A 21,437-nucleotide genomic window follows, 5' to 3' on the forward strand; every position below is an offset into this window, starting at 1 on the left:
TTTCATGCGCTCGGGCAAAGCAGGCATAATGGCGACCTTTCGCCCACTACAGCGCTGCCAGCCAGCCGGTCATCCCTTGAACGAACGCCCTCTGTCCACCGCTCTGCGCCCCTCGGCTTGTCCGGGGTTGCTGCGTATCGTCCAGGCGCTGGACGGCGGCATCTGCCGGATCAAGCTCAATGGCGGCTCGATCACTGCCGATCAGGCCGACGCGGTGGCCAATGCCGCCGAGCGTTTCGCCCGTGGGGAAATCGAGGCGACCAACCGCGCCAACCTGCAGATTCGCGGCATCGGTGAGCAGTCAGCGGTATTGATCGACCGTCTGCTGGCCGCCGGCCTCGGGCCGCAAACCGCAGCGGGTGACGATGTACGTAACCTGATGCTCAGCCCGAGCGCCGGTATCGATCGGCGGTTGCTATTCGATACCCGGCCTCTGGCCGAACAGATTCTGCTGACATTGCAGACGCATCCGCGCTTTCCCGAGTTGAGCGCGAAGTTTGCCGTGCAACTGGACGGCGGAGAGGCGTTGGCGATGCTCGCACATCCGCATGATCTGTGGTTGTCGGCGTTTGAGCGTGACGGTGAAGTCATGTTGGCGTTCGGTCTGGCTGGCTGCCCGACCGATCGGGCGGCCGGTGCCGTGACCCTGGAAAACGGCCATGCGTTGGTGGTCGCGGTGCTGGAGTTGTTCCTCGAGCGGGCTCGGCCGGAGCAGACGCGTATGCGCCATTTGCTTGATGAATGGCCGATGCCGGCCTTCCTCGAACAGTTGCGCGAGCGCGTGGCGATCAAAGCCGTCGTTGCCCGACAGCGCACGCCGCTGGCGGAGGCTCTGCACATCGGTGTTCACCCGCAAAACGCTGCCGACCGGGTGTATGTCGGCGCGGTGCCGGCGCTCGGCCGTCTCGACCCGGTCATGCTGCGTGGCGCCGCCCGGCTGGCCCGCGAGTACGGTGATGGCAGCCTGCGTTTCACCCCGTGGCAAAGTCTGTTGCTGCCGAACGTGAAGCCCTCCGACGCGGCGCACGTCTTGCAAACACTGACGCAATTGCACTGGCTGACCGATGCCCGTGAGCCGCTGTCCAGGCTGATTGCCTGCACCGGCTCCAGCGGATGCGGCAAAGGCCTGGCCGATACCAAACACGACGCCCGATGGCTGGCGACGCTGTTGCCACAGGCGCAGAACGTGCACCTGTCCGGCTGCCCGCGCTCTTGCGCGGCGGCCCATTGCGCACCCGCCACCTTGCTGGCGATCAGCCCCGGTCATTACGACCTCTATTTTCGCGATGCAGCGCTGCCGGGTTTCGGCACGCTGCACGCACGCAACCTTACTATTGAAGCGGCCGCGATCCTGCTCGACGCCCGCTCACGGAGCCCCCTTGATGCTTGATTACATCCGCGACGGTCAGGAGATCTATCGCAACTCCTTCGCGATCATTCGCAGCGAGGCCAATCTGGCACGCATCCCGGCCGATCTGGAAAAACTCGCGGTGCGGGTGATCCACGCCTGCGGCATGGTCGAGGCAGTCGACGGTCTGCAATTCTCCGAGGGCGCCGGCAAGGCCGGGCGCGATGCGCTGGCAGCCGGTGCGCCGATCCTGTGCGATGCGCGGATGGTCTCCGAAGGCGTGACCCGTGCGCGTTTGCCGGCGAACAACCAGGTGATCTGCACCTTGCGCGACGACAGCGTGCCGGAGCTGGCCCGTGAGCTGGGCAACACCCGTTCGGCGGCGGCGCTGGAGCTGTGGCGTCCGCACCTGGAGGGCAGCGTGGTGGTGATCGGCAACGCGCCGACCGCACTGTTCTATCTGCTGGAAATGCTGGATGCCGGCGCACCGAAACCGGCGCTGATTCTTGGCTTCCCAGTGGGCTTCGTCGGCGCCGCCGAATCGAAAGCGGCGTTGGCGGCTGACAGTCGCGGCGTACCGTTCGTGATCATGCAAGGCCGGCTCGGCGGCAGCGCCATGGCCGCCGCCGCAGTCAATGCCCTCGCCACGGAGGTCGAATGATGCAGGCAACAGGACGTCTGATCGGCCTCGGCGTGGGCCCCGGTGATCCGGAACTGATTACCGTCAAAGCCCTGCGTCTGCTGCGCGAATCGCCGGTGGTGGCGTACTTCGTTGCCAAAGGTAAAAAAGGCAATGCGTTCGGCATCATCGAAGCGCACCTGCAGGACGCGCAGAACCTGCTGCCGCTGGTGTACCCGGTGACCACCGAAGTGCTGCCGGCGCCGCTGTCCTACGAGCAGGTGATCAGTGATTTCTACGACGCTGCCGCCGAAGAAGTCGCGGCGCATCTGGACGCCGGCCGCGACGTTGCAGTGATCTGCGAAGGCGATCCGTTCTTCTACGGCTCCTACATGTATCTGCATGACCGGTTGTCCACCCGCTACGAAGCCGAAGTGGTGCCGGGCGTGTGCTCGATGCTTGGCGGCGCCTCGGTGCTCGGCGCGCCGCTGGTGTATCGCAACCAGAGCCTGTCGGTGCTCTCCGGCGTATTGCCGCACGAGGATCTGAAGCGGCGTCTGGCCGACGCCGATGCGGCGGTGATCATGAAACTGGGGCGCAACTTTCCCAAAGTCCGTGCGGTACTCGAAGAGCTCGGGCTGGCCGAGCGGGCGCTGTACGTCGAACGCGCGACCATGGCCAATCAGAAGATCGTGCCGCTGGATCAGGTCGAGCCGATGTCCTCGCCGTACTTCTCGCTGATCATCGTCCCGGGCGAACGGTGGCAAGGTTGATGACGCAATCCACACCGGCCATTGTCATCCTCGGACAGAGCGCGCTGGCCACCGCGCGACGTATCCAGCGGGTGTATCCGACGGCGCAGATCCACGGCCTCGCAGGACGCGTCGAAGGCGCCGACCGCAGCTATCAGGAATTTGGCGCGACCCTGCGTGAGTTGTACCAGCAAGACACGCCGATCATTGCCCTGTGCGCGGCCGGTATTGTCATTCGCACCCTGGCACCGTTACTGATCGAGAAGGGCGCGGAACCGGCGGTACTCGCCGTTGCCGAAGACGGCAGCGCCGTGGTGCCGCTGCTCGGTGGCCTCGGCGGGGTGAATGTCATGGCCCGGGAAATCGCTGGCGCATTGCAGGTCGCAGCGGCGATCACCACCAGTGGCGAATTGCGCTTTGGCACTTGCCTGCTCAACCCACCCAGCGGCTATGCGCTGGCGGATCTGGAACTGGGCAAGCGTTTCGTTTCCGACCTGCTGGCCGGGCACAGCGTGCGCATCGAAGGTGCGGCGCCGTGGCTGGATCAGGCGCAGTTGCCGCAAGACCCGCAGGCGCAGCGCTCGATTCATGTCGGCAGTGCCGAACGTATCGCGAGCGCCTACGAGCTACTGATTTATCCGCGCAGCGTCGCGGTGGCGGTGAGTGCGCAGCTGGACGATCTGCCGAACGCTGTCCGCGCCGCGTTGCAGCAGGCCGGGGTTGCACAGCAGGCGCTGGCTTGTCTGCTGGCGGCTGACACGGAAATGGCGGCGGCCAAACTGCGTGAAGCCGCGCTCGAACTGGGTGTGCCACTGCGCTTTGTCGCGGCGCACAAAGACCTCGACGAGTTGGCGCGTCACGCACTGCCGCAGGCCACGATCAGCCGTGCCAACGGCTTGGCGATTGCGCGCGCCGAACAGCCGCTGGACGTCGCGCAGATCGGTCGTCAGCGTGGACGCCTGGCGGTGATCGGCCTCGGCCCCGGCGCTGCCGAACTGATGGTGCCAGCGGTCAAGGCGGAATTGGCGCGGGCCACCGATGTGCTCGGTTATGAAACCTATGTGCGCATGGCCGGCCCGTTTCGCGCTGATCAGGTGCAGCACTGCACCGACAATCGCGAAGAAATGCAGCGCGCCCGCCACGCCTTCCGGCTGGCGGCCGAGGGCCGTTCGGTGATCGTCGTTTCGTCCGGCGACCCCGGCGTGTTCGCCATGGCCGCAGCGGTGCTCGAAGCATTGCACGAGTCGACCGATCCGGCCTGGCACAGCGTCGAGCTGGAAATCCTGCCGGGAGTGTCCGCTTCGCTCGCCACGGCTGCGCAAGCGGGTGCGCCGCTGGGTCATGATTTCTGCGTGATGTCGCTGTCGGACAACCTCAAGCCGTGGTCGATCATCGAGAAGCGTCTGGATCTGGCGGCCGCCGCCGACCTGGCCCTGGCCTTCTACAACCCGATCTCCCGGGCGCGTCCGTGGCAACTGGGCCGTGCGCTGGAAATCGTCGCGCAGCATCGCACGGAGGCGACGCCGGTGGTGTTGGGGCGCGACATCGGTCGGCCGGGGCAGTCTCTGCGGGTCACCACACTGGGGCAACTGACTCCGGATCAGGTGGACATGCGCACGATGGTGCTGATTGGTTCTTCGACCACGTGCACCTTCCCCAAGGCCGAAGGTGGCGTGTGGGTCTACACGCCGCGCTGGTACGGCGAAAAGCCGCAGGCATGAGCGCAGGCGAGGGGGCTTGCTCCCTCGCCATGCCGGCCAGGACGGGGAGATTGTTTCCGGATTTGCCGATGTCATATCTTTCAGCGGTGCGTGTGAGATTTGCTCCACTACCGCGTGGGATCTTTCTTATGACTTACATTTTGTCGGACTTATCCTGAATCTTGATTGGCCGCAGTAAAAAGTCGATGCGCAGTTGTGCCGCCGACTTTCGCAGTCATATTGATTTTTTGATCAGGGTTGTCGCAATAAATTGTTGCGGTTACATGCGTTATCAGTTGTTTTTTAATTGTCTGTTTTGACATGTATTGAAAGTTCTGAAGTTTGAGTGCGAAGTCCCCATTCGTTAACTTTGCTGCCATTCAAGTGCCTATGTGCGCTCATGATGTCGGTCAGAATAACGGAGGAACTTTCATGCACGATCAAAGATTTAAAGATGCCAGTGGTTATGTCAGTTTTATCAATCTGTTCAAACAGGCTGATCTCGAACAAGCCCTTTTGGTACACCGGGACAGTGACGTTTATCCGTCAGTGTGGCGCTATTACTTTGCATGTATCGGTTTGCTCAATTCCCCGCGACTGATTGAACCCCTGACATTACTCAAGCATTCCCTGGAACAGTTGATCGGCGTGCCGCGCGTGCGCCGTGATACGCCAGGCCAGTCTGAACCGCCGAAGAGCTCTTTATCGGGCATTTACAACGCTATTCAGGCGTTCGAGACCCGTCTGCGAAACAGCGAGATTTACGCGAAGACTGCCGCCACTCCGGTTGTAAAAAATCTGCATTTCGTCTGGCTGGGCGGTGGCCTTGGCGAGATTCAGCGTGACTATCTCAACCTCTGGAAGCAGGTATTGAGCGGGCAGGGGTACAGCCTCAATCTCTGGTATGACAGTGACGCGCTACTGGCCTGGCAAACCAATAAGTTGATCGTCGAGGCCGCCAAGGCTGACGCCATGCAACATGGCGGTAGCGAGCGTATTACCGACACCAGGCTTGGGACGTTGTACGAAGAGCGGGTCATCGTCCTCAAGCAGCAGATGTTCATGCACATCAATGAGGCGCTGGCACGAGGGCAATCGGCGGATGAAGCGCGGATCGACTTGTTGTCTCGCGCCTACGGCCAGGACGCGGAACAACTGGAAGCCTTGATCGAGCAGAACCGGCGCAGTCTGCTCGATCTGGCAGGCGATGATTTGCAGTTGCGTGACTTGCGTGACCTCGACGCACCGCTGCGACTGCAAGCCATCTACGATCGCGAGACCCGCTTGCGCGGAAATCTGGCCGCCGCCTCTGACGTGGTGCGGGCCGAGGTCTTGTACGAGGAGGGTGGCCGCTACGTGGATGTCGATAACTTGCCGCCCCTGGTCAAAACCCTGGGCGGGGTCGACATCAGTGCGTTCGGCGGCGACGCGCGCCTTGGCGTTCTGCAACTGCTGCTTGATCACAATCCGCACTGGATGCCGGGACGCCAGGCATTGCGCGACCGATACACCGATTATCGGGGCCGGATTCCCGACGAACACCGCGCCGCGCTGGAGGCTTTCGCCCGGCAGCAACCGGCACTGCACGAGGTGTTCCAGGCGCCGGCCGAACTGCTTGTGCGCCCGCAGGACTTGCGCGCGGTTGCCGTGCAGGAAACGTTGAGCAACTCGTTCCTGATGGCTCATGCGCAATCGCCAATGCTCAACAGCGTGATCGAGCGGTTCCGGTTCAACTATGAGGCCATCGACCAGACAAACCGCCTCGCCGCCGAACGAGGCGTCGCATTGACCGATTTCGAGGGCATGACAGAGCTGGCGCGAGAAGTTCTCGAACAGGTATTTGGCCCTCTGGCCGAGCTGTCGATGACCGAGGACATGGCGGCCAGCTTTTTGATGCTGGCCATCGCGGGCTACTTAAGTGACGGCATTCGCCCGCAGAGCGAGGGGACGATTTATCTGACCGGACCTGGCGCGATGCGCGATGGCATGGCCGACTACGAACGGCGCAACTTCGTTCCGCGCGAGGTGGAAACCTTGCGTGTGGAGGCGGCGATCGAGCCGCTGTGGATGGTCAACGACAAGACCGAGGAAGAGCAGGACCACTCCTGGAAAAACAACGCCGTTGATGTCGAGCGGTGGGTGCTCGACGAGCAGCGGCGCTGGCAGGAAGGACAGTACAGCGCGCGCTACAGCGGTGATGTAAAGGCATTGCTGGACCAGCAGAGCATAGCGTTCGAGGAGGGCTGGCCGGTTATCGAGGGCCGGCCAGTGCTGTTGACGGATGTGCTGCAACGGATGATCGACAGACTCGGTGAACCGTTCGTGGCCGCGATGCGTGACGGACATAACGGCTCATTATGGTTTCCCGACGGGGCGGGGCTCGGCTTCGATGATCGCCAGGCCATCAAGGCCCAGCCCGTCACTTTGCAGGCTCCGGCGTCGCTCAGCGATGCGCGGATTCAGGGGCTGGCGCTGGATGAGTTGCTAAGCGGCATTGCCGAGGGTTCGCTGTCGTTCTTCCAGATCAGTCCGTTGCAACGGGTGGTGTTGGGACAGATGCTCGGCGCACGCTCACTGGATAACTCAAGTCTCACGCAACTTGCCACCGAGCTCGACAATCTGGCCAACAGCGTTGCCGAGGTAGGGGCGTCGGTACGTTATGCGGCCATTGAACGCCATCTGTATCAGCAGCGGGCCCCGCAGTTCATGGCCGGTCTTGCCAATCATGTCGATCAGCCGATGGTGGCGTCGGACAGCGCGTTGACGCTGAAGCGGGCCGCGCTGTCGCAGGCGTACACGCTGTTTCAATGGGGGCGTCATGTTGCCCATATTCAGACCGTTGCCACCCGCGAGCATCGCGAGCAGGTGATCCTGCGGCTGGGTCAGGTGCTGGGACAAATCGAAGCCAGTGACGTCAAACTGGTGCCGCAGGATCTGTTGCTCGAAGGGCCGGGCGATCCCGGTGGCCGCTGTTACCCGCTGGCGCTGATCATGAGTGCTGCTCTGGAGCAGGGCGTTGCGGCGTCGCGACGATTGCGCGAACGGTTCTTCCTAGCCTCTGCCGAGCCGCAGCAGCACGATTCAATGGTGTTTCTGGAGGCGCTCGAAGAGTTGCACGACGTGCAATTGCACGACATCGGCAAGCCGTTGGGGCGAGTCGATCTGCAACAGCTCGGCACCACGCTGGAAGCGTTCGCCAGCACGCGCACGCTGATGCTCAACTCGGACAATCACGCCATGCTGGTGGCGAAAACCTTCAAGGGTGGACAGGTCACCTATCACTTTTATGATCCCAATTTCGGCGTGTTCGAGTTCAGTCAGCCGGATCAGTTGCAGCTGGCACTGACTGACCTTTTCCACAAGCAGGGCATGGCGAAATACTATGCGGCCTATGGCGACGACGCGCGTCCGGCGTTTGATCTGATCGAGCTGCAGGGGCAAAAGATATCGGCCCTGAATCTGTCCGGCGGATTTAGCGTCGGGCAATTGCTGGAGTCCGACAATGTGTTGTCGGAGCAGGCACAGCGGCCCATCCGTCGGCGCCTGAACAGTGCCCGCGGCCATTCGCTGGTGAGCAATCCGCACCTGGGGCGCAGCCTGCGCGATCTGGACAGTCACTGGTGGGGACAGCAGATTGCCCAGGCGACCGACGCTTTACAGGACTTGCATGCTTCAGCAAAGCCGTTGGTGCCGTTGTTCGAAACCCTGGAGATAACGTCCGCCGGCGAGTACCGGATCAACCTGATCGATCCCGCGCAATCCGAGCATGTGGTGCAGGTCGTCAGCAGCGATCATCGCCTGCTGCGCATCAGAAATTATCTGTCGGAGCAGTTTTCGGCACTGGGCACCCGAGCCACGCCGCAGATGGTCGAGGCCGGTGCCGTTCACACCCTCAATACCGGCTTCACGATCCAGGCACTGATGAACGTCTTGCGTGGACGAGAGGGCGATGACCGCACCTTGACCACCGCCGTCAGGTTGCATGCTTACGTCAATTACGCGCAATTGGTGCACGGCAATGTCACCGACGTCGCCGGTCTGCTCAGTCTGATCAAGACCGCACTCAATGAAGAGAAAATCATCGCCCGTACCTGTGCGCCAGTGGTGGGCGAGGCGCTGGGACATGTCGCCAACGAAGGCGTCGGCGCGGTGCTGGGCCTGGCCAATGTCGGTTTCGACATCTATCAATTGGCGACGGCAGACAACGAGATCGAGCGCGCGCAGTTCGGCACTCAGTTGGCCTTCGATGCCACCAGTCTGGCGTTGACTGCCGGTGGTCTGGGAGCCGCCACGGCGGGCGCGGCGACTGCGGCAGCCGTGCTCGGCGGCGCCGGGGTGGTTCTGGGCGGATTGGCTGTGGGTGTGGCGGCACTGGCTCAGGGGTTCGCCAGGATCGCCGGGCAGGCGCAGGAGGTCGGGTTGTTTTTCGACGCTCTGGAGCGGGCCTGTCGCGGTGTCGGTTATCGTTATGACGACGGGCTTGGGGCGTGGGTCGCTCATCCTTCGCTGGTCGTTCGGAGCCTGGACTTCAATCGCGCGATGTTGGTCCTTGACAGTCCGAAGGTGTATCGGCTGCGCGACCATTTCGGGGTGCCGGGTATCAATCCGGATGATCAACAAGCGCTCGATCTGCGGCGTGAACTGGGGCTACCAGGTTACATCCGCTTCGATCCGCCCAGCACGCAATTGGTTGTCCTGCCCTGCACGCCGACCACCTACTACGGGTACGAATACAAGGCGCTGCCGTTCTCGACGTTGCGTCACGACACCGGTTTCGATACGGCCCGCAAGCTGGAGAAAAAGGATGCGGCAGGCCAGTGGCAGTTCCTGTTTTCGTTCTACTCTTTTCCCGCGCACTACATCATCAACCGTCTGATACCGTCGTATCGCTCAACCGTGATCGAGGTGCGGCTGGATGCCCGCGAGCGTGCGCTGGCGGTACCCATGACGCCGCCGGTCTGGCAAGACAAATTGTCATACCGCATCGAAGGAGCAGGTGGCGCCTGTTCGCTGATTCTCAATCGTGGGGCCAATCTCCAGTTGCAGTCTCCCAGCCTGCAGCTGTGTCACTGGAAGTTGTCCGCCACCTGGGCCACCGAGAGCGATGTGCAAATTGAAGCCGGCGGGGTGCTTTCGGTGGGGGGCGTGAAGGTGACCTTCACCGGCAGAGGACGGCATGACGTCACGCTGCAACTGACCGGGCGACAAACGTTCAAGGTCAACCGCGGTGACGCACGACTCGACGTTCTCGAGCAGGACGCGCCCGCCGGGGAGCATGAGCAATCGCTGCTCACGCACTACCAGACGCTGGCCCGGGAGCATCGGCTGGTGATGCCTTACACGCCGGTTCATCATTTTCCGATTCCTTTCGAGCCCGAGGAGCGACCGCGCTACACCACGGCCTGGTACGACGCTGCCAGGGATCGCTTTCTGTACATTCGCAATGAAGAGGTACTCGCGGCCGATGAAATGCTGCTGGGCGCCGTGGTCGACGATTCTGCGTTTTTCTACGAGACGCACAACTACGATATCTGGCAGGTCGATGCCGTCAGCGGTTTACTCGAATGCCGCTACCGACTGCTGGTGATGAAGGGGCAGTGCAGCGTGCGGCGTATCGATGTCGATGCCCAAGGGGTGATTCACATCGAGCAACAATGTCAGGGCGCCGATCAGCAAGTCACGCAGTTCAATTACCTGATCCGTGAGGGCCAGCTGCAGCTGGTTGCGGTGACTCGAGAGATGGACCGTGACTTGGGCCAGCGAGTGTTCGCCAATCCGACCCTGACACATTGGTCGGTGGTGTTGGGTCACTACTTCCCGTTATCGCCGGTGCCCGAACGCGCAGGCGTCACCACCGTCGACTGGCAACCGGCCGCTTACGTGTCGGTGTGCTGGAAGTTCAATCCGGACAAGCGCGATCTGGTCTGGATTCGCAGCCGTGACCTGTTGTGCATTCATCCGTTTGCCTCTGGACGAAACCGCGGCTGGGCCGATTCGATCAAGCATCTAGATGAGCTGTTGCTGCTGCCGGTCAACGATGAGCACACGCTGTTTTTCATCTACGACCGGCTGGCGCAAAAACTGTGCAGGGTGCAACGCCGTGTATCCGCAGGCAGCGAGCGCTGGCCGGCGCAATGGACGCATCAATGGCTTCAGCCCGACGGACTGAATGACGTGGTGCCGGTACAGGGCGGGTACCTGGCACTGACTGATGACGGCCTGTTCTTCAATCTGACCGCCGAGGGTGAAGTGCAGCTGGGTGGCTTGAGTGAGCGCTGGCTCAAGGGGCGGGCCCAGTGGTGGCAAGCATTGGAGGCGCTGGCGGCGAAATACCCGGTCGACAGTTTCGCCATTCTGGGGCTGCGTAACGCCAGCGGTGATCGCAACCTGTGTGCCTGGTACGTGGATAACCGCGTGCTGTTGTGCGACCTGGGGCACGACCGGGAAATGCGCCTGCTCGGAGTGACCCCGGACAATCAGGCGGTCTGGCTGTTCGACGTCGGCAGCGGTCAGGTCTGGCGTCAGCTGTTCTTCGACAGCCGGCAACTCGCAGCAGCCTTCGGCGATGGCGCACAGCTACTGGCGAGCGCGCTGCTGCCCGCACCGCAGCCCGATTGGGACAACTGGCGGTTCAACACCGTGAGCAGTGACGGCTCCGGTCTGCGCGGGACGTCCGTCAACGGCGTGTCACTCAAGCTGCCTTATCAGGAAGCTGAACGAATCATGGGCGTCAATCAGCGCTGGGCAAGCGAGCACGCGCAGCATTTGGCGGATTCTCTGCAGGCATTGCTGGAGACTGCCGAGCATGCTCCCTACATCGCCGTGGAGTCCGGCGCGGGCAAACTGCAGTGGTTCGACGCGGCGAATGCACAACTGATCCGGATCGCGGGCCAGGACCTGCCGCACGATTGCGAATTGCTTGGTACGCGCCATCAGCATGTGCTGTTGCACGAGCGCCCCGCACACCGCGTCTTCGTCTACCCCGGTCACGAGAGCATTGGCCCTTTCGAATATATGCGGCGCGACGCCCAGGTCTTGGTGGTCGAGGGCCAGAAAAAAGTCGAAGACCTCTTGCCACTGATCGCTGATGACGTGAGTTGTCTGGTGTTGCGCGTGGGGCAGGGCGGTGTGACGTATCACCTGTCCAAGGCCTGTTGGTTGCGGCTGGAATCGGTCGTCGTCGATTGTCGTCCGCCACTGGGCGAGGTGCCGATGATTCCCGGCAAGCTGGTCTGGGCGCTGGACGCTCCGCAAAAACTGCAACTGTCGTTTGTCGACGAGCACTTACTGATCGTCGACCCGGATCGCCAGCACAGCCTCATCCTGAGGGATGTGTGCTCGACGGATCCGGCGATGCGCGGCGACGTCTTCCTCGGCTTCGAGGGCAAGCGCTCCCATGCGGTATCGAGTCTGGTGCAAAGGCTGCGTGAAGTCGTCGAGGTCGATGATGCCGACGGCAGTGCAACGCTTGCGCAGTTGCTGGGAGCCGTGCCGGCCTGACGCAAAGTCCTGGTTGGTTTTTCAAGTTTGTTTTCTCTCTGTGTCGCGACGGCTGATGTCGTCGTGATGCGTTCGCTTGGCTGAAAAAAGGAAATTGCATTGAGTACTACGGATGAAATCTATATGGGCACTGTGTTCGTCGATCATGTCGCGCGCGCTGAACTTGAGTCGGTGAGTGGCAGCCTTGGCGAGGCTCCCTTGCGCTACTACGACGCCGCTGCGGCGGCTCCCAGTCTTTCAGAGCAACTGATAGCGGTCAGGTTGCTCGAGGGCGCGATGGAATCAACACAGCTGGATTCTTCGGATGCCCAGGTCAAGACGCTGCGCCTGAAACTGAGCGACTACCATCGCCGTCTGACCGCCACCTTGGAAATGCTGTCCGCTGGCAAACCGATACCGCGCATCATGCATTTTGTCTGGGTCGGTGGCAGTGAGGTCGGACCGAACCAGCGTGACTACATGAACATCTGGCGCAAAGTGCTGGCGGCGCAGGGCTATGCATTCAATCTCTGGTATGACAGTGATGCACTGCTGGCCTTTGAAATGAACCGGGTGATTCTCGACAGCGCTCGTGTGCACACGATGGAGTCGCCAGAGGCTGCAACGGCATCTCCGACCATGTTGTCGAGCATGATCGAAGACCGCGCCAGAGTGCTCAAGCAGCAGATGTTCGATTACCTGAATCAGCCGCGCTGGGCCGGGCGTGCGGACGAGGCGCGGATCGATCTGATGGTGCGCGGTTATGGCAAGGAACGTGCGACGCTCGAAGCCTTCCGCCAGAAATGTCTGGACTCGCATCAGGCCATGGTCGGTGAGGATCTGCGCCTGCGCGATGTTCGGCAGGAGTTTGCCAGTCACTTTCTGGCAGACGTCTACCAGCGCGAAGTCGCCATGCGCGGCAATTTTGCAGCAGCCAGTGATGTGGTGCGGCTGCAGGCCGAGTTTTTCGAAGGTGGGCGGTACAGCGATATGGATTATTTGCCACCCCTGATCGAAAGGCCGGGCGGCGTGGACATCAGTGGCTTCAGTGACCGCGCCAGGATCGGTGTCCTGCAGCTGCTCCTCAACCATGATGAAGCTTTGATGCCGGGGCGCGACCGGCAGCGCTATGCCGACAGAACCGGACATATTCCCGCCGAACATCTTGAGGCACTGAGCGCCTTCGCCCGAAGCAAACCGGGTGTGGAGAAGATCTTCGCTTCGCCATTGCCGGTGTCTTTGCCCAAGGATGCCATGCGGCGCGGCACCGCCTTTGGCAGTCCGACGGCCAATGAAATGAATGCCTATATTCTGGCTCACCCTGGCAGCGGCATGGTCAATGCGAGCATGCAATTGATCCGGGCAAATTATGACTGCCTGTATGAGGTTGAGCGCCGCATGAGCCTTGCGGGTGTGACGCGATCAGATGAGTCCTCGGTCCGGAATATAACGTCCGAGGTTGTACTTGAAGCTCAGGCTGACGGGCGCTTGCCGTCGACCGCCAACTTACCCTACAAACTCACCGCTGCCATCCTCGGTTATTACCAGGACGGGATTCGTCTCGACGCCTTGGGCACCATCGACATGACCGGACCCGGCGCGCTTCAAGGTGGCGTAATCGGCTATTTCGAAAGAGACCTGCAACGTGAACACCTGCCGGCGATTCGTAAATATCTGAAGCAGGTCGAGGGCTTCAACGTCTTCACCGAAGAGGAAATGATCTCCGGTTGGGCAGTAAAAGGTACCCCCGAAGACTGGCTGGCAAAAGAACATGAGAAGTGGAACTCGGGCAAGCTCAAGTCGCGCTACGCCGGCAATCTGTCCGATTTGCTGAAAGAGCGGACGCTTACGTTCAAACTTGGCTGGCCGGTCATCGAAGGCAAACCGGTGTTGCTGACGTCGGTCCTGCAGCAACTGCTGGATGATCTGGGTGAGCCGTTTGTGCGGGCGATGAATGACCGATTGACCGGTGATGTTACGTTCAACGCCCCCATCCGCCTTGGTTTTGATGCCCGACAGCAGGTGCTGAACCAGTCGACCGACGCTGTTCCGACGTCCATCGGGGCGGAGTCCCTGGGCAACCTCAACGAGGCCTTGGCGCGCATCGCTGCGGGCAAGTTGCCACTGGAACAGTTGAGTCCGTTGCACCGGGTGATGTTCGGTGGCCTGTTCGGCGCCGTGACGCTGGACCAGGCCGGGTTCGCGGAGGCATGGGCAACCACGGTCGCCTTTGCCGAAGATACGCGGGACCGTGGCTTGGTCGCGCGCTATGAAGTGATCGAGCAGTCCCTGCTCAGTCGCGATCCTGCAGCGGTCCAGACGCGAGTCAATGCATCGGAGCGCGAATTGCTCGGCCAGAACTCCAGAGCGCTGAAGGCCCAGGCATTTGCCGAGCCGATCAGCGTACGGCAATGGCGTGAGTACGTGAGTCGGATCGAAGTCGCTGCCATGCAGGAGCGCCGGGCGTTGATCCTGTCGCGGGGGGCGGCAGTGCGTGAGGCGTTTTTTCAAGCGGGTGCGCACACGGCCAGACAGTTGCCACAAGACTTGTTGGTGCGCGGTGCGGGCGATCCGGGTCGACGCTGCTATCCGCTGGCGCTGATCATGGCCGCCGCGCTGGAAAAGGGCGCTTCGGCGGAGCGTGCGCTGATCGGTAAACTGGCGCTGGCCAATCTCACACCCGACGCGCCGCAAGTCCATGCACTGCTCAAGGTGCTGGACGAGTTGCGTGGCGTACCCATGGCGCGGTTCGGCGAAAAAAGACCGGCGGTGAACCTGGCCGCTGTGATGCAGGCGCTGGAAGCGAAAAGCACGGCCGGCAGCCTGTTGCTCAACACCGACAATCACTCGATGCTGGTGAGCAAGGTCGTGACGCAGGGCGAGACATCGTATCGCTTCTACGATCCGAACTTCGGGCTGTATGCGTTCGCCCGGATCGAGGCGCTGCAGCAAGGGGTTCAGCGCTTCGTGCAGGAGGAGTCGATTGCCAGGCTTTATGGTCTGGAGCAGGCGGCTGCGAGCGTTTTCGAGGTCATCGAGCTCGACGGCGCAACTATTGCCGGTCATTCGTTGCCTTCGGATATCCGCGTTGAACATTTGCTCAGTGGTGACCCGCTGGGCGGTGGGCGTGCCGTCGAGCCGTGGAGTCAGCATGCCGCGTTGCGTGCGCGTTCCCTGTCAGAGAACGCGCGTCTGGGGCAGGCGTTGAGCAGTGTGGACAGCCACAAGTGGGTACGGACAATCGAAAGCGCGACCCTGCGGTTGCAGGACCAGCATCAGCTGTCCCGTGACTTCGTGCCGGTGTTCGAGTCACTGAAGAGCGCTGCACAAGGGCGCAGCGAAATCACCTTGGTCAGTGCCAGTGATCCACAGCGCACACGCACGGTGCAGACCGATGACCCGCGCCTGTCCGGAATCAAGTCTTACCTCAGCGATACATTTGAAGCGTTGTCCGGCAGACGCGCCGGGTCAGCCGTGATCGATCCGACGGACGCCGGTGCGGTACACACGCTCAATGCCGGATTTGCCATTCAAGCCTTGCTGCTCGGGTTGCAAAGTGCCGAGTCCGGGATGGGGGCGACGGCGCTGACATCGGCAGTGCGTATCCACGGTTATCTCGCCTACGCGCAGATGGCACATGGGCTTGTGGTTGACGCCGCACAACTGCTGAATCTGGTGCGGCATGCTTTTAGCGATGGTCTGCGGGTAGCCAAAACCACTTCGTCGATCGTCAGTAATGCACTGGGTAACGTATTGAACGACGGCGTCGGAAGCGTCTTGCAACTGGCCAGCATCGGCTTCGACATTTATCTGTTGGTCAATGCACAGGACGATATCCAGCGCGCGGTCTATGCCACTCAGTTGGCATTCGATGCCGGCGGGCTGGCGCTGGGTGTCGGCGCTTTGGGCGCGGGTATCGTGGGCGCGGGGACGGCGGCGGCCTTTCTCGGCGGTGCCGGGGTGATTCTGGGGGGGCTGGCGGTGGGCATCGGTGCGCTGGTCGAGGGCTTCAGTGCCAGGACCGAACGTGGGAAGCGGATCGGCCGGTATCTCAATGATGTGCATGCGGCCTATCGACCGGAAAGCCATTCGGTGCAGGGCGATAGCTACATTGCCAATCCGTGTGCGGTCTACACCGGCCTTGATTTGCGCAACGGACTCATTACCTTCGGCGGCCACAAAATTTTCGCCGCGGAAGACTACCACGCTCTGCAAAAGCCCAGGATCATCGGGGATCGCAGCAAGGCCTTCAGCATTCGAGAGGCCCTCGACCTTCGCGACTCGATTTCCTTCGATACGGCGCCGGGTATTGAAAGCGTCGTGCTGCCGAGTGTGCCGGAGTGCTTCCTGGGCTTCGTCCATGAAGGTCTGCCTTTTGCGACAACGCTCAGAGAAGACATGGAAACGGCGTTGGCACTGGAAAAATACAAGCGGGCAGGCAAGCAGCAATTCTGGTTCAGCTTTTACCAGGCACCGACCGAATACATCATGGAAAAAATGGTGCCCAACTACGTGGAAACCAATGTCAGCGTGGCGATTGGCACTGATCAGCGTTTTCTGCACATCCCCCCATTGCCGCAGGAGGTGCACGGATACCTTAGCTATGACATCGATGCTGCCGGCGGACACTGCGCGATCACCCTGGCCGAGGGCGTCAAATCATTGCGGCTGCAGGTTGCATCCGACCATGCGATGACATGGTCGCTGCGTGCCCCGTGGGTGAGTACGGCGGCGGTGAAACTGGAGCAGGACACGTTTCACCTGGGTTCGATACGGGTGCAGGTGCCTGCCAGGCATGTTGTGTATCTGCAACTCAAGGACGGTATCTATCAGATTGGCTGGGCGACGGGAACCTTGCTCTTCACTGAACTCGACGCGGTCAACGACGCCGACGCTCAGGCCACACGCGAGCACCTGCGCGAACTCGCGCGCAACCAGCGTCTGGCCGACAGCCCGACGGTCATCCGCAATTACCACGATGCCCTGACTGGCGTTCGTACCACTGCCTGGTACGACCACACCGAAGATGCCTTGCACCTGGTGCGGGGGCTGAACCTGAAGTACACGGCGGATATCTGCATGGGACCGAAGGTCGGCGAGGAGATGTTTTACTACAGCCCGGTGCAGGGATTTATCTGGCGCACGGATCTCGTGACCGGGCAGATCAGGCGCATTTACCGGTTGATGAATATCGATTCGAAAAACAACCCCTGCATTGTTTCCATTCAGCCGACGCCAGAGGGGCTGCTGCAGGTGGTCCAGCGTTTTGAAGACGCGATTAAAAATGTCTACAAGATGACTTACCTGCTCGGTGAAAATGTCCTGTCCCTCATTGCTATTTCCGATATGAATCCAGGCCACCCGTCGCTGATTCTCGATGGACGCAGCAATGTGGCGGAGTTTCTCCAACGGCACAGCTACCTGTTCCATGAAGCGCTGGATGAGCAGCGGGTGGAGTTCACGCTGGGCGCAATGATTACGATCCACGCCTTGGACGAGAACTTGCGCAAGGCCACCCGAACGTGGGTGCGCAGCGACGATGGGCGCTTGATTCGACCCCTGTTGCGTAACGTTGAAGGCTCAGCGGATTTTCATGATTGGGAGCTGCTTGATCCGCTTCAAGTGGCTGGCGATGGCGATACCGTGTTGTTTCATCATCTGGGTGATCGTCTGGTTTATCGCCAGCGCATCGCCACGGCGGATCAGGCACCCGAGACGTTTGCGCAAAGTGTCTTGCCGCTCAAGGTGCAGCAGGTGCACCGCCAGCACGGGCAATACATCTTGCTCACAGATGACGGCATGTTGTTCCAGATGAGCAACGACGGCAAGACGCGTCTGGTGGGCCTCAATCAGGCATGGCTGTCGGCGCAGCAGCTGCGTAGTGTCGGCGGATTCAGGTGGTGGTACACGGTCGCGACCGGCATTCAGAAATGGTCAGCCGAGGGTGTGGAGGTCGGAGGCATCAGTGACGCAACGGGCAAGACACCGCTGTATGTCGTGTATCTGGATCAGCAGTTCCTGATTGCCGACACAGCGGGCAAGGCCCTGCGCGTGTTAAGGCTGACGCCTGACAAAAGAGCGGCGTGGATGATGGACCGGGCAACCGGGCGAATCTATCGTCAGCCGGTCATGGAACCGGAGAACCTGGCGGCGGCATTCGGTTCGGGGACACGTCTGCTGCAGGCGGACTTGCTGCCACCGATGCAGCGCGTCATGCCGCGGCACACGGTTGCCTGGGCCGTGCCGCATGGATCAGGTCTGCGCGCCCGCCGGCATGACCATGTACTGGTCGATCTGATCGAAGGAGAGCCGCCGCGTATCGTCGGCGTGGAGGTCGAATTCTTCAACGGCGCCGATTCACTTCAGGCACGGGAAGAAAAGCTGGCACGATTGCTCGCAGGTCAGCACAGCACTTCTTACCTGACGGCGGGCAGGCGTGGTGATCTGTGCAGCTGGTATGACGTCGCTGCCGGTCGCCTGCTCAGCGCCACGGCATCAGGCCAGGAATGGCCGCACTATCTGGGCCTGGAGAACGGTCAGATTCCGGTGCTGCATGACCCGGTGACGGGCCGGTTGTTCAGCAACGCCAGAAACGACGACACACGCATGGATGACGGGATGACCGTGCAAGAGGTCAGTCGAGTGGCCAATACGCTGGTCATTGATGGTATTGGCTCATCGGGCAGGATGGCGCCGATTCCGGATGGCGTCGATACGCTGCTACTCAAGTTCGCACAATCCGCCGGTTTCATTTCGCTGGACCGGCAGACATGGGATCGGCTTGATTGCCTGATCGTCGACTCCGCAGAAGCAGGCATTCATCTGCTGCTGAGGCTGGAGCCGATGCATCGGTGGCTGGTCTCGGCTTCCGGCGGTCACTTGCTGCTGACGGATCCCGACTCGGGGAGCAGCATCATCTTGCGTGACGCCTCGAGCGCTGATGCGGCACGCCAACAGCAGGTGATATTCGATATTCCTTTACCTGACGAGCTCTCGGTGACCGTCAGCCTGGAGGAACTGATGAGTGCGATGGCCACCGAAACCTTGCTGGAGCTTGGTGCGCTGATCGGCCTGTCCAGCGATCAATAAGTCATTCTGCATGGACTGATCAGATCGGGCTGCGGGTATTTTTCTTCCGCAGCCCGTTTTCGTTCAGGATCCCAGGTAGCCCTTGATCCCGGTAAAGATGATTTGCGCCGCCAAGGCACAGACGAAAAGGCCCATCAGCCGACTGACGATCTGCAGGCCCTGATCACCGAGAACCCGTTCAATGTGATTGGACAGGTACAGCACGACGCCGACGGTGAAACTGGCCAGCGTGATACTCATGATCGCGGTCAGTTTATCGTCCCAGTGCGGCTGGCTGACGCCCATCACCAGCAGGGCGCCGATGGTGCCCGGGCCGACGGTCAGCGGGATGGTCAGCGGAACGATCGTCACGTCTTGCTGCACGTTGTCACTCTGCACCACCGGCCTGCCCTGGGCCATGCCCAACGCCGAGATGAACAACACGCTGCCGGCACCGATGCGGAATGCGTCCGCCGTGATCCCGAACACATCGAAAATCACCCGCCCGAACAGGTACAGCAAGACGCTGGATACCAGCGTGGCAATCGCCACTTTCCAGGCCAGGCGCCGCTGCTCCTTGCGCGAGTAGCCACGGGTCAGGCTGATGAAGCAGGACAACACGAAGAAGGGGCTGTAGAGCACCAGCATCTTCAGGTAAACGCTGAATAACACGTGGAGCATGGTGTTGGCTCGCGGCGGCAGATGGACAGAGCGGAGTCTATCAGCCGGTTTAATTTTTGGGGGGATGGCGAAAACAAATATCCTCGGAGTAACTAAACAAGTTGTAGTTTGAAGTGGGTGTTTTCGGTTCTTGTTATTAGCAAGTTACATGTTCTGGTTTGCGGTTTTTTATTGTTCTGTTTATTGTTCTTTCGCGGGTTCAAGAGGAGCTCGTTTTAATTAATAAGGATTTGATAATGAATATTCATGATGTTGAAGATTGCGCCGTTGCTGAGTGTGTCCACCGCTTGCAGAGTTATGAACTGGACGGCGCGGCTATTCGTCCTCGTGGTCTTTCGCTGCCGGCAATCGAAGAGCCGGGCAAGGGTTCCATCGTCGGTGAAGGCATTCTGTCCTTTACCGGAAATTTGAGTGAACAGAATCGCGAAGATGTGCAACACGCGTTCCTGTTCGCCACGCTGGTCGCCAACAAGAAATATCCGTACGAATATCAGGGCAAGGAATGGTACTACCTGTTTCTGCAAGTGATGACCGATGCTGGCTGGCTGCCAACGAGCAAGTATTACAACGACATGAACATCGGCGGGAACACCGTCCGGATGGATCAACTGGTGCTGGAGATCCTCGGCAGCGTCGTGGCCGGGCTTGCTGTACCGGGCTCGGCTTCGGTGTTGATGCTGAAAGTCGCAGGCGACGCCATTACCGCCCTGAAAAAGCGTGAAACCGCGCTGACGCTGTACGAGCGCAACATGCTGGAACATGGTGTCGGCGGTATGGCGGCGGGCACGTGTACCGAAATCAATGGCGAAGTCACCATGGCCCTGGGGACTGTGCGTTTCATCCGCAAGAACACGGCCAATCAAGTGTTGTTCATGGATTGGGATTCGCGCGAAGTGAAACTCTATCGGGGCGATTCGGTATTCCGCAAAGTGCCTTCGATTGTCGAGCAAACCCGCGATACCATCCGCGTCAAACTGGGTTTGAACGCAAAAACCAAGATCGAGGATTACGAGATCTGATTGAGTGTTATTGATAGGGCGGCCGTTATCGGTCCGCCCTTTTTCCATTGAGGGTTGATAATGACTCGGTTGTATCAGTTGTTGGCAGTGGGACATGCTGTTTTGGCATTGCCGGAATCCGGGCACAGCTCGGATTATGATGATCTCGTCCAATCAAGTCTGTTGGCGCAACTGGTCGCCAATAAAAAAATAGAAGACGCGAAAGTTGAAAGTTGGTACGACGCTTACATCGCCGTGCTGGATGACTTCTGGGTGCGAAGCCTGAAGTCGCGCGAGGATTTTTCTGTCGCTCAGGCAGGAACAGGGTCGGCGCTGGAGTGGGCCACGACAGTGTTGGCCAATAACGCTGGCAACGATCCGGCACTTGGCGGGCTGATGGCATATGCGGCGCGAATCACTGACGGTGTTTCGGCGGTGCAGACGTTGCCCGAGGCGCCTGGCGAAGCGCTCATGCAAACGCCGAGGCCTGCGCTTCAGGTGGTGCGCCTGCTGACCATTGCAGCGCAGAGTCCGACATCGATCAGCAGCCTTTATCTTGAGTTCAAGACGCGACAGACGCTGGCTGCCAATCCGTGGTCGCAGCGTTTCGCGAGCGCTGAAGTCGAAGGTCCGGTGTGCGTGCGTTATGCGCGAGCGACGCTGTCGCAAACGCTCTACGCACTATCGCGTCAGGCCGTGGCGCGAAAGCTTGGAGATCGACTGGCGCAGAACGTGGCGCCATTGGCTGAGGCGATCGAGCTCGGTGTCTGAGGCGGATTGCCTGGGTGCTGC

The 21,437-nt window shown here is 60.7% G+C and carries 9 protein-coding genes; 8 read left to right on the forward strand and 1 reads right to left on the reverse strand.

Annotated features, from left to right (window positions below; all coding sequences use genetic code 11):
- The first annotated feature begins 91 nt into the window (after positions 1–91).
- The 6 genes from cobG (at position 92) to AC193Q_RS23385 (ending at position 18,987) form a co-directional block, all read left to right on the forward strand.
- Complete coding sequence (cobG, locus tag AC193Q_RS23360) at positions 92–1,390, forward strand: precorrin-3B synthase (RefSeq protein WP_483879644.1); 1,299 nt, start codon at positions 92–94, stop codon at positions 1,388–1,390.
- Positions 1,383–2,009: a precorrin-8X methylmutase gene (locus tag AC193Q_RS23365; RefSeq protein WP_121183498.1), complete on the forward strand. Its 627-nt coding sequence runs from the start codon at positions 1,383–1,385 to the stop codon at positions 2,007–2,009. The genes cobG and AC193Q_RS23365 overlap by 8 nt, the downstream gene beginning before the upstream one ends.
- A complete protein-coding gene (locus AC193Q_RS23370) occupies positions 2,006–2,740 on the forward strand; it encodes a precorrin-2 C(20)-methyltransferase (protein ID WP_371260372.1) in 735 nt (244 codons plus the stop codon). Before AC193Q_RS23365 ends, AC193Q_RS23370 begins: the two co-directional genes overlap by 4 nt.
- A complete protein-coding gene (gene cobJ / locus AC193Q_RS23375; RefSeq protein WP_483878847.1) occupies positions 2,740–4,440 on the forward strand; it encodes a precorrin-3B C(17)-methyltransferase in 1,701 nt (566 codons plus the stop codon). Before AC193Q_RS23370 ends, cobJ begins: the two co-directional genes overlap by 1 nt.
- Positions 4,441–4,851: 411 nt before the next feature.
- Positions 4,852–11,919, forward strand: a complete 7,068-nt coding sequence (locus tag AC193Q_RS23380) for a TcdA/TcdB pore-forming domain-containing protein (protein ID WP_483878848.1) — start codon at positions 4,852–4,854, stop codon at positions 11,917–11,919.
- A gap of 123 nt (positions 11,920–12,042) precedes the next feature.
- Positions 12,043–18,987: a TcdA/TcdB pore-forming domain-containing protein gene (locus AC193Q_RS23385; protein WP_483879645.1), complete on the forward strand. Its 6,945-nt coding sequence runs from the start codon at positions 12,043–12,045 to the stop codon at positions 18,985–18,987.
- Between the two features lie 63 nt (positions 18,988–19,050).
- Here the strand turns inward: AC193Q_RS23385 and AC193Q_RS23390 are convergent, their stop codons facing one another.
- A complete protein-coding gene (locus tag AC193Q_RS23390; protein WP_483878849.1) occupies positions 19,051–19,647 on the reverse strand; it encodes a MarC family protein in 597 nt (198 codons plus the stop codon).
- Between the two features lie 236 nt (positions 19,648–19,883).
- Between AC193Q_RS23390 and AC193Q_RS23395 the strand changes: the two genes are divergently transcribed.
- Both AC193Q_RS23395 and AC193Q_RS23400 read left to right on the forward strand, forming a co-directional pair.
- Positions 19,884–20,666, forward strand: coding sequence for a hypothetical protein (locus AC193Q_RS23395; protein ID WP_483878850.1), 783 nt, complete (start codon positions 19,884–19,886; stop codon positions 20,664–20,666).
- A 60-nt stretch (positions 20,667–20,726) separates the two neighbouring features.
- Positions 20,727–21,416, forward strand: a complete 690-nt coding sequence (locus tag AC193Q_RS23400; protein WP_483878851.1) for a hypothetical protein — start codon at positions 20,727–20,729, stop codon at positions 21,414–21,416.
- Positions 21,417–21,437: the final 21 nt, after the last annotated feature.

The organism is Pseudomonas sp. F2, from assembly GCF_057174385.1.